Source organism: Paenibacillus taihuensis (assembly GCF_003386535.1).
Lineage (GTDB): Bacteria > Bacillota > Bacilli > Paenibacillales > Paenibacillaceae > Paenibacillus_Z > Paenibacillus_Z taihuensis.
Genome location: NZ_QTTN01000035.1, coordinates 24,355 through 38,176 on the forward strand (window position 1 = coordinate 24,355; position 13,822 = coordinate 38,176).

Here is a 13,822-nt window from a genome sequence, read left to right on the forward strand (position 1 = left end):
CCTCCTTTCTTTAACGATTATTTCTTCACCGTAGATTTAACTTTAACGAAGCTATTTTTAGGACCCGGAATGGAGCCTTTAACGAGCAATACGTTGCGCTCAACATCAACGCGTACGATTTCAAGGTTTTGAATCGTAACTGTTTCGTTACCCATGTGACCTGGAAGGTGTTTACCTTTAGGAACGCGGTTCGCTTGAATCGAACCCATCGAACCTGGTCCACGGTGATAACGGGAACCGTGCGCCATTGGACCGCGGCTTTGATTCCAACGTTTGATGTTACCTTGGAAACCTTTACCTTTGGAAGTTGCCGTAACGTCAACAAACTCGCCAGCTGCGAATACATCAGCCTTAATCTCTTGGCCAACTTCATATTCAGCGATGCCGCGGAATTCACGAACGTAGCGCTTAGGAGCCGTTTCGGCTTTTTTCGCGTGGCCGATTTCCGGCTTGTTTGCTCTGCTTACTTTCTTGTCAGAGAAACCTACTTGAATGGATACATATCCATCATTCTCTTGGTCTTTCTTCTGCAAAACAACACAAGGGCCTGCCTCGATTACCGTTACTGGTACTACGTTACCGTCAGCAGTAAACACTTGCGTCATTCCAAGTTTTTTACCTAAGATACCTTTCATGTTGACACCTCATTTCCTTTCGGTTTCAAATGTGCTTATTACAGTTTGATTTCGATATCTACACCGGATGGTAGATCCAAGCGCATCAACGCATCAACCGTTTGCGGTGTTGGGTTAACAATATCGATCAAACGCTTATGAGTGCGCATTTCGAATTGCTCCCTAGAATCCTTGTACTTGTGTACCGCACGCAGAATGGTGATGATTTGCTTCTCAGTTGGAAGCGGAATCGGCCCAGACACGCCTGCACCGGAACGTTTCGCAGTTTCAACAATCTTCTCTGCGGACTGATCCAGAATTCTATGATCGTATGCTTTCAAACGAATACGAATCTTTTGCTTTGCCATTTCAAAGTCCCTCCTTCTATCGCCCAATTTAGTATCGGACATACTCCGTAAGAAAACCCGACACGCTCCTCATGGCAAAGGAGCCTGGTGTGTCGGCAACCTCTCACATCATCGCAACGTCACAGACCAACAGACAATATTATATCGAATTCCATGGGCGATTGCAACAAAATTGTTTTGTTTTTTTCAAGAATGTTTTGGGATAGTAAAAGCCAATCCCTGTCAAACGCCATAATAAAAAGTGGCTATAACCATGAGCCACTTCTCTAATTCGATCTATTGCCATTGCTGCTTCGCTGATCGCTTCAATCAGCACGTCTTTGTCTTCACCTATAATAATGAATACAGCCCAATATCGCAAACATCAAAAAATAGAAAAAAAACAAGTCCTCACCAAGTGAGGACTTGTTCGAGCTGCAGCTTTCGCTGCAGTTCATTATTTTTGGATGGATGCTACTGCACCTGCACCAACTGTACGGCCGCCTTCGCGGATCGCGAAGCGAGTACCATCTTCCAGAGCGATTGGAGCGATAAGCTCAACCGTTACTGTGATGTTGTCGCCAGGCATAACCATTTCAGTGCCTTCTGGCAAGCTGATGATGCCAGTTACGTCAGTTGTACGGAAGTAGAATTGTGGACGGTAGCCTGTGAAGAAAGGCTTGTGACGGCCACCCTCTTCTTTAGTCAGAACGTAGATTTGAGCTGTAAAGTTCGTGTGTGGTTTAACGGAACCTGGCTTAGCAAGTACTTGACCACGCTCGATGTCTTTACGGTCTACACCACGAAGCAATGCGCCGATGTTGTCACCAGCTTGTGCGGAATCAAGCAATTTGCGGAACATTTCAACGCCTGTTACAACGCATTTGCGAGTTTCTTCAGCAATACCGATGATTTCAACTTCGTCGGATACTTTAACTACGCCACGCTCAACGCGTCCTGTAGCAACAGTACCACGGCCTGTGATTGTGAACACGTCCTCAACTGGCATAAGGAACGGCTTGTCAGTATCACGTTGTGGAGTTGGGATGTAAGTGTCGACTTGTTCGAACAATTCAACAATTTTGTCAGCCCAAGCGCCATCTGGGTTTTGAAGTGCTTCACGAGCAGCGCCACGGATGATTGGAGTATCATCGCCTGGGAACTCATATTCGCTAAGAAGGTCGCGAACTTCCATCTCAACCAATTCAAGAAGCTCTTCGTCTTCAACCATGTCGCATTTGTTCAGGAATACGACGATGTAAGGTACGCCTACTTGGCGGGACAGAAGGATGTGCTCGCGAGTTTGCGGCATTGGGCCGTCAGCTGCGGATACAACCAGGATTGCGCCGTCCATTTGAGCAGCACCAGTGATCATGTTCTTAACGTAGTCGGCGTGACCTGGGCAGTCAACGTGAGCGTAGTGACGGTTAGGCGTCTCATACTCAACGTGAGCTGTCGAGATCGTGATACCGCGCTCGCGCTCTTCTGGAGCTTTGTCGATTTGGTCGAATGCTACAGCAGCACCACCGTATCTTTTCGAAAGAACTGTTGTGATTGCAGCAGTCAACGTTGTTTTACCGTGGTCGACGTGACCGATTGTACCGATATTAACGTGCGGTTTATTACGTTCAAATTTAGCCTTAGCCATTGAACTAATTCCTCCTTAATTATAGAGAAGATTATGTGATCGGCCGGATGGCGCCGAGTGAGGCTCATCATCCGGCCAAAGTACAACTTATATCATCCAACCTGCAGGCAGCTATTAAGCAGTACCTTTGGACTTGGAGATGATTTCTTCCGAAATCGAACGCGGTACTTCTTCATAGTGCGAAAGCTCCATGGAGAATACGCCGCGACCTTGTGTGCCGGAACGAAGAACTGTGGAATAACCAAACATCTCAGCGAGAGGCACCTTAGCACGAACGATCAACGCACCATGGCGAGTGTCCGAACCTTCGATACGACCACGACGGGAGCTCAGCATACCCATTACGTCGCCCATGTACTCTTCAGGTACAGTTACTTCTACCTTCATGATTGGCTCAAGCAGAATTGGACTACATTTGTCTTTAGCTGCTTTAAGCGCCATCGATCCAGCAATTTTGAACGCCATCTCCGAGGAGTCAACGTCATGGTAGGAACCGTCGACTACGACTGCTTTGATATCAACAACCGGGAAGCCGGCGATGACACCATTTTTCATCGATTCTTCGATACCTGCTTGAATTGGAGCAATGAACTCACGCGGAATCGAGCCACCCACAGTTTTGTTTTCGAATACAAAACCTGATCCTGGCTCAAGCGGTGAGAACTCAACCCAACAATGTCCGAATTGACCGCGTCCGCCGGATTGACGAACGAATTTACCTTCGACCTTCGCAGGTGTCTTAAACGTTTCGCGGTAAGCAACTTGTGGTTTACCAACGTTTGTTTCAACTTTGAATTCACGAAGCATACGGTCAACTAGAATCTCAAGGTGAAGCTCACCCATACCAGCGATAATCGTTTGGCCGGTCTCTTCGTCCGTGTGAGCACGGAACGTAGGATCTTCCTCAGACAGCTTTTGAAGAGCGATACCCATCTTGTCTTGGTCAGCTTTTGTCTTAGGCTCAACCGCGAGCTGGATAACCGGCTCAGGGAAGTTCATCGACTCAAGGATAACCGGGTTTTTCTCATCACAAAGCGTATCGCCTGTAGTTGTATCTTTCAGACCTACTGCAGCTGCAATATCACCGGAGTAAACTTCGCTGATCTCTTGACGGCTGTTAGCGTGCATCTGAAGGATTCGGCCGATCCGTTCGCGTTTGCCTTTCGTTGCATTCACAACGTAAGAACCCGAGCTAAGAACGCCGGAGTATACGCGGAAGAACGTCAGTTTACCTACGTACGGGTCAGTCATGATTTTGAACGCCAATGCTGCAAACGGTTGGTCGTCAGCAGACTTGCGGATTGTCTCTGTACCATCTTCAAGGTGACCCTTGATATCAGGAACGTCGATAGGAGCCGGCAAGTAGTCAACAACAGCGTCAAGCATCAATTGAACGCCTTTGTTACGGTACGAAGAGCCCACGATTACTGGGAAGATCTTAACTTCGCAAACACCTTTACGGAGTGCAGCCTTGATCTCTTCAATAGTCAGTTCTTCACCTTCGAGATATTTCATTGTAAGCTCTTCATCAAGCTCAGCAACTTTCTCTACCAGTTCCAAACGAAGCTCTTCCACTTTGTCTGCATACTCAGCAGGAATTTCAATCTGCTCAGGATCTTTACCAAGATCGTCTTTGTATTTGTAAGCAACACGTTCAATAATGTCGATTACACCTACGAAGTCGTTCTCAGCGCCGATTGGCAGCTGAATCGCTACTGCATTTGCTTGCAAGCGCACACGCATATCGTTTACAACGTTAAGGAAGTCTGCGCCGATAATGTCCATCTTGTTGACGTATGCGATACGCGGTACACCGTAACGGTCAGCTTGACGCCATACTGTTTCGGATTGCGGCTCTACGCCTTCTTTTGCACTGAATACACCTACGGCCCCGTCCAATACGCGCAGGGAACGTTCAACTTCTACTGTGAAGTCAACGTGTCCCGGGGTGTCGATAATATTGATGCGGTGACCTTTCCATTGAGCAGTTGTAGCAGCGGACGTAATCGTGATACCGCGCTCTTGTTCTTGCTCCATCCAGTCCATCGTAGCTGCACCTTCGTGCACCTCGCCGATTTTGTGGGTACGGCCTGTGTAGAACAGGATCCGTTCTGTAGTGGTCGTTTTACCAGCATCGATATGCGCCATGATCCCGATATTACGCGTATTTTTCAAGGAGAACTCTCTTGCCATAATTCAGTCTCCTTTCGATTATGCGAATCCTACCAGCGGTAGTGAGCGAATGCTTTGTTCGCTTCAGCCATTTTGTGTGTATCTTCGCGCTTCTTCACGGATGAACCAGTGTTATTGGAAGCATCAATGATTTCTGCAGCCAAACGCTCTTCCATCGTCTTCTCACCGCGGTTACGTGAATAGTTCACGAGCCAACGGAGACCAAGTGCTGTACGGCGTTCAGGTTTAACTTCGATCGGTACTTGGTAGTTCGAACCGCCGACACGGCGAGCCTTTACTTCAAGTACTGGCATGATGTTCTTAATTGCTACTTCAAAAACTTCCATAGGGTCTTTGCCTGTACGTTCGTTGATGAGTTTGAATGCATCATACAGAATCGTTTGAGCAACACCGCGTTTACCATCGATCATGATACGGTTGATCAGACGAGTTACAAGCTTGCTGCTGTAAACCGGATCTGGCAACACGTCACGTTTCGTTACTGGACCTTTGCGTGGCATGTGGAAGTCCCCCTTTCTTCTAGTTTTACATTTTAGGATGAGGTTAACCGCGAACGGCTATCCTTTTATTATTTTTTTACTTTAGGACGTTTTGTTCCGTATTTGGAACGAGCTTGTTTACGGTTGTTAACACCTGCAGTGTCAAGCGCGCCGCGAACGATGTGGTAACGAACACCCGGAAGATCTTTTACCCGGCCGCCGCGTACCAATACTACGCTGTGCTCTTGAAGGTTGTGACCGATACCGCCGATGTAAGCAGTAACCTCTACACGGTTCGTCAAACGTACACGTGCATATTTCCGCAAAGCGGAGTTCGGTTTCTTAGGAGTCATTGTACCTACACGAGTACAAACACCGCGCTTTTGAGGTGAGCTCAGGTTTGTTTCTTCACGTTTCAGTGCGTTGAAGCCTCTTTGCAAAGCTGGCGATTTCGATTTAACGACTTTCGCTTCACGGCCTTTGCGAACGAGTTGGTTAATTGTTGGCATGTTGCATCCCCCTTCCTGACTTAGTAAAGCATTTCAAGACATATCGGCTATTAAGCCCACAGATCCAGGCGGTTCATAAAGAGACAAACGAAAGTTTCTACCTTGTCTTCCAACTTGGTAAAAACGATATTTGCTTTATTCGATTTCTGGAATAACCGCTGCCATCGCTGCGCCAACTTCAATGCCGCAGGTTTCCCCAAGGCTCTTCATCGTGTCAGACCAGGTGATGGGCACTCCCGCTTTCTCGCAAAGCTGAACAATATTGTTCTTTAGCCGCGGATCTGCATCTTGCGCAACATAGACTGTTGTGGCGAGACGTTTCTCGACCATCTTCGTCGTTTGTTTACTACCTATAACAAATCGCATCAAAACCATCCTTCCAGGTCAAGCATTATGACAGGTGAAGAGGTTGTGCGATCAGGCACACTACGACATATTAGCACTTCGCGTAGCCTAATGTCAAGCATCATACGGATGAATTTCGTGTAAATTATTGGGACAGCAGTTCGCACGGCATGACGGCGCAAAGAGCGGCTAAGCGGCCGAGTACGAATACGCAGCTACTTAAGCACGCTCTTTGACCTCACGCTATTAGAAGTGTTCCTAGCAGAGCCTATTTAAGACTCTACTGGTACACTTTCTGCTTCTGCTTGTTGCTCTTCAAGGGTAGGCTCATCGTCCATACCGGCAACATGTACGCTGCGATAACGCTGCATACCTGTACCTGCAGGGATAAGCTTACCGATGATTACATTCTCTTTCAGACCAAGCAACTGGTCGACTTTACCTTTGATCGCGGCATCCGTCAAGACACGTGTTGTCTCTTGGAAGGACGCTGCGGACAAGAAGGAATCCGTCTCAAGCGATGCTTTGGTAATACCAAGCAATACCGGCTTCGCCACAGCTGGCTCTTTGCCAGATAGGATGGCTTCACGGTTAGCTGCTTCGTACTCATGGATATCGACGAATGCACCTGGCAACAGCGTAGTGTCACCTGCTTCTATGATACGAATCTTACGCAGCATCTGCTTAACCATAACTTCGATATGCTTGTCGTTGATTTCTACCCCTTGGTTCCGGTAAACGCGCTGAACCTCTTGCAGAATGTAGTTCTGTACGCCGCGGATGCCTTTGATGCGGAGCATATCCTTCGGATCGATCGAGCCGTCTGTCAGTTCATCGCCAGCTTCAATCTGTCTGCCTTTGACGACACGTATACGCGAACCAAAAGTGACGGTATATGTTTTGGTCTCGGCTTCGCCTTGGACTTCGATTTCACGGCGATCCTTCGTCTCGCGGATGTCTTTAATAACACCATCGATTTCGGAGATGATCGCTTGACCTTTCGGGTTACGCGCTTCGAAAAGCTCCTGGATACGCGGCAAACCTTGCGTGATATCGTCGCCGGCAACACCGCCGGTATGGAATGTACGCATTGTGAGCTGTGTTCCTGGTTCTCCGATGGATTGTGCAGCGATAATACCGACCGCTTCACCGATCTCAACGAACTTACCTGTTGCCAGGTTGCGTCCATAACAGATCTTACATACGCCATGACGTGCACGGCAGCTAAGAACGGAACGGATTTGCAGCGTTTCAACGCCTGCAGCAATGATCTGCTCCGCTTTGTTCGAATCAATCAATTGGTTACGTTGAAGGATGACTTCGCCAGTTTGCGGGTGGCGAACAGTCTCGAACGAGTAGCGGCCTTCAATACGGTCGTACAGGTCTTCAATAACCTCTTTACCGTCTTGAATCTTGCTAACTCTAAAGCCTTTATCCGTACCGCAATCATCTTCGCGTACGATAACGTCTTGCGCAACGTCAACCAGACGACGAGTCAAGTAACCCGAGTCAGCTGTACGCAGCGCCGTATCGGCAAGACCTTTACGCGCACCGTGCGTCGAAATGAAGTATTCGAGGACCGTCAGACCTTCACGGAAGTTCGATTTGATTGGCAACTCGATGATACGACCAGATGGGTTGGCCATCAGACCACGCATACCGCCGAGCTGCGTAATTTGCGATTTGTTACCCCGTGCTTTAGAGTCCACCATGAGCATGATGGAGTTGTAACGATCCATCGACTTCATGAGGATTTCGGTAATTTGGTCTTTGGTCTTACTCCAAATTTCGATAACACGATCATAACGCTCTTCGTTCGTGATCAAACCGCGACGGTATTGATTCGATACGACTTTAACTTTATCTTCAGACTCTCTTAGGATGTCCTGTTTCTCCGGCGGCACGATAACGTCTGCTACAGCAACAGTAATGCCCGCACGTGTCGAGTATGTGAACCCAAGTTGTTTAATGTGGTCAAGCATGATGGAAGTCCGCGTTGTGTGGTACTGACGGAAACACTCAGCAATGATAAGGCCAAGGTATTCCTTACCCACGCCGCCAACTGTTGGCAAAGCGTCCATAAACTTCAGCAAATCAGCGCCTTTTTCATGGACAAAATATTTATCCGGAGTTCCGTTCAGCAAGTTCACTTTCGTAGGCTCGTTGATATACGGGAAGTCCGCAGGATAAATTTCGTTGAAAATGACTTTACCCACCGTTGTACAAATCAGCGCCTTCTGCTGTGCATCGGTAAAGGAAGTCTTCTTAAGCACCTTAACTGGAATAAAGATGCGTGCATGCAGCGATACGATACCGCGTTGGTACGCGGAAATCGCTTCGTTAACGTTAGCAAATACCGAACCCGCACCTTGCGCCTCTTTATTGTCCATGGTCAAGTAGTAGCTGCCCAGAACCATATCCTGGGAAGGAGTTACGACCGGCTTACCGTCTTTCGGGTTCAAGATGTTACCCGATGCGAGCATCAGCAAACGAGCTTCTGCTTGCGCTTCAGCGGAAAGCGGTACGTGAACGGCCATTTGGTCACCGTCGAAGTCAGCGTTGTACGCTGTACAAACGAGCGGGTGAAGTTTAATGGCACGGCCTTCAACGAGAATCGGTTCGAACGCTTGGATACCCAAACGGTGAAGAGTCGGGGCACGGTTCAACAGAACTGGATGCTCCCTGATTACTTCTTCAAGCACATCCCATACTTCTGGGCTGACTCGTTCAACTTTACGCTTTGCGCTCTTGATGTTGTGCGCAAGGCCTTTGTTGACAAGCTCTTTCATTACGAACGGCTTGAAGAGCTCAAGCGCCATTTCCTTCGGCAAGCCACACTGGAACATCTTCAGGCTAGGACCTACGACGATAACGGAACGACCAGAGTAGTCAACCCGTTTACCGAGCAAGTTCTGACGGAAACGTCCTTGTTTACCTTTAAGCATATGGCTGAGCGATTTCAATGGACGGTTACCTGGACCCGTTACCGGGCGGCCGCGGCGACCGTTATCGATCAGCGCGTCAACGGCTTCTTGAAGCATACGCTTCTCGTTCTGCACGATGATGTCCGGCGCACCGAGGTCTAGCAGACGCTTCAGACGGTTGTTACGGTTAATTACACGGCGGTACAAGTCATTAAGGTCAGACGTTGCGAAACGGCCGCCATCAAGCTGTACCATCGGACGAAGCTCTGGCGGAATAACAGGCAGCACGTCAAGAATCATCCATTCCGGCATATTGCCGGAGTTACGGAATGCTTCGATAACTTCAAGGCGCTTGATCGCGCGGTTACGGCGCTGGCCTTGAGCAGTGCGAAGATCTTCTTTCAGTGTTTCAAGCTCACGCTCAACATCGATGTCTTGAAGCAATTTCTTAACCGCTTCAGCACCCATGCCGGCATGGAAGCCATACCCGTATTTCTCACGGTAGCTGCGGTATTCTTTCTCGGAGAGCAGCTGCTTCTTCTCAAGCGGCGTATCTCCTGGATCAGTTACCACATAAGATGCAAAGTAGATAATCTCTTCAAGCGAACGAGGAGACATATCCAGCGCAAGCCCCATACGGCTCGGAATTCCTTTGAAGTACCAGATATGGGATACAGGAGCTGCAAGCTCAATGTGACCCATACGCTCACGGCGAACCTTCGCGCGTGTTACTTCAACGCCACAGCGGTCACAGACGACGCCTTTGTAGCGGACACGTTTGTACTTACCGCAATGACATTCCCAGTCTTTCGTAGGCCCGAAAATCTTTTCGCAGAAAAGACCTTCTTTCTCCGGTTTCAAAGTCCTATAGTTGATCGTTTCCGGTTTCTTTACTTCTCCGCGGGACCACGATCTGATTTTATCCGGAGATGCCAATCCAATCTTCATATACTCGAAGTTGTTCACGTCCAACAAGGAGCAACCCTCCTTCGTCCTGGTTCACTTAAGTTTGCTGTTACATGCCTTGGCAGCCAGCAGAGCGCATCCGTAAGAGCGGCTCCTGCCGGCTTGATCCGCCCGTGAAGACAGGATCGGCAATGTGTATGACATTAAACAGTGATACGGCTAATTATTCTACGCCGACCTCTGCACCTTCAAGATTGAGGTTGAGTTTGTCATTCGCTCCGTCATCCTCATCGTCGATCTCTTTCATTTCGATCTCTTCTTCGTTCTCAGTCAGGATTTTAACGTCCATACCTAAGCTTTGAAGCTCTTTGATCAAAACTTTGAACGATTCAGGAACGCCCGGCTCTGGAACGTTCTCGCCCTTCACGATCGATTCGTACGTTTTGACACGACCGACAACGTCATCGGACTTCACAGTCAAAATCTCTTGCAGTGTATAGGCAGCACCGTATGCTTCAAGCGCCCATACCTCCATCTCCCCGAAACGCTGACCACCGAACTGAGCTTTACCACCCAGCGGCTGTTGCGTAACGAGCGAGTAAGGACCTGTGGAACGCGCATGGATCTTATCGTCAACCATGTGCGCCAGCTTGATCATATACATGACGCCAACGGTAACTTCACGTTCGAAAGGCTCGCCGGAGCGTCCATCGTACAGAATTGTTTTACCGTTACGCTGCATGCCTGCTTCTTCCATCGTATCGAATACGTCATACTCACGCGCGCCGTCGAATACAGGAGTTGCAGAGTGGATACCAAGACGCTTACAAGCCATACCAAGATGGACTTCAAGCACCTGACCGATGTTCATACGAGATGGTACGCCCAGCGGGTTAAGAACAACCTCTACAGGCGTGCCGTCCGGCAGGAACGGCATATCTTCTTCCGGAAGGATACGTGCGATGACACCTTTGTTACCGTGACGTCCCGCCATTTTGTCACCTTCGGAAATTTTGCGTTTTTGAGCAATATAGGCACGTACGAGTTGATTAACGCCTGGTGGCAGCTCGTCACCGTTCTCGCGCGTAAATACTTTCACGTCAACGACAATACCGTCAGTACCATGAGGTACGCGGAGGCTCGTGTCACGAACTTCGCGCGCCTTCTCACCGAAGATTGCGTGGAGCAAACGCTCTTCTGCAGTCAGTTCAGTCACACCTTTAGGCGTTACTTTACCAACGAGAATGTCCCCTGCGCTAATCTCAGCACCGACACGGATGATGCCGCGCTCATCAAGGTTGCGGAGCGCTTCTTCACCGACGTTCGGAATGTCGCGTGTAATTTCTTCTGGTCCTAGCTTCGTATCACGCGCTTCGGACTCGTATTCCTCGATATGAATCGACGTGTACACGTCTTCTTTAACGAGTTTCTCGCTTAGTAGGATCGCATCCTCGTAGTTGTAGCCTTCCCACGTCATAAACGCAACGACGACGTTACGTCCAAGCGCCAATTCGCCCATTTCAGTGGAAGGACCGTCAGCCAGGATATCGCCTTTCTTCACGATGTCGCCTTTATGGCAAATCGGACGTTGGTTGATGCAAGTACCTTGGTTAGAGCGCATGAACTTGTGCAGCTTCATCTTCACAAGGTCGCCTGTTACAGGCTTGCCATCAACAGTTTCAACGCGGCGCAGCCAAATTTCGTTAGCCGATACGCGCTCGATGACGCCATCGTACTTGGAAACGATCGCGACGCCGGAGTCTTTCGCCGACTTATGCTCCATCCCTGTTCCGACAAGCGGTGATTTCGGAATAAGCAGTGGAACGGCTTGACGTTGCATGTTGGAACCCATGAGCGCACGGTTGGAGTCATCGTTCTCGAGGAACGGAATGAGCGCCGTCGCGACCGAAACGACTTGCTTCGGCGATACGTCCATGTAGTCAACGCGTTCAGTTGGCATCGTCAAAATGTTGTCTGCCTGCTTGTTATAACGAACGATAACTGCATCATCTACGAACTTACCCTCTTCAGTAAGCTTCGCATTCGCTTGCGCGATAACGTAGTTATCTTCTTCGTCAGCAGTCAGGTATGCGATCTGCTCCGTTACAATGCCAGATTTCGGATCAACCCAGCGGTACGGAGCTTCGATAAAGCCATATTCATTAATGCGCGCGAATGTCGACAAGGAGTTGATCAGACCGATGTTCGGTCCCTCCGGCGTCTCGATCGGACACATACGGCCATAGTGAGAGTTATGAACGTCTCGTACCTCGAAGCCCGCGCGCTCACGCGTCAAACCGCCCGGTCCGAGTGCGGACAAACGGCGTTTGTGCGTAAGTTCAGCAAGCGGGTTCGTCTGATCCATAAATTGCGACAATTGCGAGGATCCGAAGAACTCTTTAATCGACGCAATAACAGGGCGAATATTAATAAGCGCTTGAGGCGTAATCGCATTCGCGTCCTGGATGGACATCCGCTCACGAACAACGCGCTCCATACGGGACAAGCCGATACGGAACTGGTTCTGAAGCAGCTCGCCAACGGAACGCAAACGACGGTTACCCAAGTGGTCGATGTCATCCGTGCTACCAACGCCATGAAGCAAGTCAATGAAGTAGTTGATAGATGCGATAATATCAGCAGGCGTAATATGCTTAACAGCTTTGTCGATAATGCCGTTTGCAATAACTTTGATCACTTTACTCTCATCCAGCGGCGAGTACACACTGATCGTCTGCAGTGGAATGCTGTCAGCATCAAGCACACCGTTAGCAACGTGGTAGGTTTTGAAGCCTACGTTGTTCTCCAAGTGCGGGATGAGTTCATCCAGCAAACGACGGTCAATCATTTGACCAGCTTCAGCGAGGATCTCGCCCGTAGCCGGATCGACCAATGATTCAGCCAGTCGTTGGTTGAACAAACGGTTCTTGATATGCAGCTTCTTATTAATCTTGTAACGCCCAACGTTAGCCAGATCATAACGCTTTGGATCAAAGAAACGCGCTACGAGCAAACTCTTAGCGTTATCCAGCGTCGGCGGCTCGCCCGGACGAAGTCTTTCGTAAATCTCGATAAGCGCTTTTTCCGTGGAATCGGTGTTATCCTTATCCAGCGTGTTGCGGATATATTCGTCATGGCCCAGCAATTCCAAAATTTCAGCATCTGTTCCAAAACCAAGCGCACGAAGAAGAACCGTAACTGGAATTTTACGAGTACGGTCGATACGGACATAGACAATGTCCTTCGCGTCCGTCTCAAGCTCCAGCCACGCACCCCGGTTCGGAATCACAGTTGCTGTATAGTTTCTCTTGCCGTTTTTGTCCACTTTCGTACTAAAGTACACGCTAGGTGAACGAACCAATTGGCTGACGATAACGCGTTCCGCACCATTGATAATGAAAGTGCCCGTTTCGGTCATGAGCGGGAAATCGCCCATGAACACTTCTTGCTCTTTCACTTCGCCAGTTTCCTTGTTAATGAGCCGCACTTTAACACGCAGCGGCGCTGCATAAGTAACGTCGCGCTCTTTCGACTCATCGACAGAGTACTTAGGCTCCCCAAGTGAATAGTCGATGAACTCAAGCATCAAATTGCCTGTAAAATCCTGAATCGGCGAGATATCTCGGAAAAGCTCAAGCAAGTCCTTCTCCAAAAACTTCTCGTACGATTTTTGTTGGATTTCAATCAGGTTCGGAACTTCGAGCACCTCGCGGATGCGGGCATAGCTTCTACGCGTGCGACGCCCATACTGAACAAGTTGTCCTGCCAACTTAACCTCACCCCTCATGTCTGCTTCACAGAAAGTGAACAATGACCTTGTATAAACAAGCTTAAACAGTTCGCTGTAACTTCTCGCT

Annotated in this window: 10 protein-coding genes; all 10 read right to left on the reverse strand. The window is 49.0% G+C overall.

Annotated features, from left to right (window positions below; genetic code table 11):
* Window positions 1-17: 17 nt before the first annotated feature.
* The 10 genes from rplC to rpoB all read right to left on the reverse strand — a co-directional run bounded on the left by rplC (window position 18) and on the right by rpoB (window position 13,752).
* Window positions 18-635, reverse strand: coding sequence for a 50S ribosomal protein L3 (gene rplC / locus A8990_RS23400; protein WP_116191464.1), 618 nt, complete (start codon window positions 633-635; stop codon window positions 18-20).
* 38 nt (window positions 636-673) lie between these two features.
* Window positions 674-982, reverse strand: a complete 309-nt coding sequence (gene rpsJ / locus A8990_RS23405) for a 30S ribosomal protein S10 (RefSeq protein ID WP_005544556.1) — start codon at window positions 980-982, stop codon at window positions 674-676.
* Between the two features lie 139 nt (window positions 983-1,121).
* The gene (locus tag A8990_RS31695; RefSeq protein ID WP_181909742.1) at window positions 1,122-1,298 is read right to left on the reverse strand and encodes a hypothetical protein; all 177 of its coding nucleotides are present in this window, start codon (window positions 1,296-1,298) and stop codon (window positions 1,122-1,124) included.
* 120 nt (window positions 1,299-1,418) lie between these two features.
* Window positions 1,419-2,609: an elongation factor Tu gene (gene tuf, locus A8990_RS23410; protein WP_116191465.1), complete on the reverse strand. Its 1,191-nt coding sequence runs from the start codon at window positions 2,607-2,609 to the stop codon at window positions 1,419-1,421.
* 114 nt (window positions 2,610-2,723) lie between these two features.
* Complete coding sequence (fusA, locus tag A8990_RS23415) at window positions 2,724-4,802, reverse strand: elongation factor G (protein WP_116191466.1); 2,079 nt, start codon at window positions 4,800-4,802, stop codon at window positions 2,724-2,726.
* Between the two features lie 29 nt (window positions 4,803-4,831).
* The gene (gene rpsG / locus A8990_RS23420; RefSeq protein ID WP_116191467.1) at window positions 4,832-5,302 is read right to left on the reverse strand and encodes a 30S ribosomal protein S7; all 471 of its coding nucleotides are present in this window, start codon (window positions 5,300-5,302) and stop codon (window positions 4,832-4,834) included.
* Between the two features lie 68 nt (window positions 5,303-5,370).
* Complete coding sequence (rpsL, locus tag A8990_RS23425; protein ID WP_090583216.1) at window positions 5,371-5,790, reverse strand: 30S ribosomal protein S12; 420 nt, start codon at window positions 5,788-5,790, stop codon at window positions 5,371-5,373.
* Between the two features lie 135 nt (window positions 5,791-5,925).
* The gene (locus tag A8990_RS23430; protein ID WP_116191468.1) at window positions 5,926-6,156 is read right to left on the reverse strand and encodes a ribosomal L7Ae/L30e/S12e/Gadd45 family protein; all 231 of its coding nucleotides are present in this window, start codon (window positions 6,154-6,156) and stop codon (window positions 5,926-5,928) included.
* 251 nt (window positions 6,157-6,407) lie between these two features.
* Window positions 6,408-10,034, reverse strand: a complete 3,627-nt coding sequence (gene rpoC, locus A8990_RS23435; protein WP_116191469.1) for a DNA-directed RNA polymerase subunit beta' — start codon at window positions 10,032-10,034, stop codon at window positions 6,408-6,410.
* 154 nt (window positions 10,035-10,188) lie between these two features.
* Window positions 10,189-13,752, reverse strand: coding sequence for a DNA-directed RNA polymerase subunit beta (gene rpoB / locus A8990_RS23440; protein WP_181909743.1), 3,564 nt, complete (start codon window positions 13,750-13,752; stop codon window positions 10,189-10,191).
* Window positions 13,753-13,822: the final 70 nt, after the last annotated feature.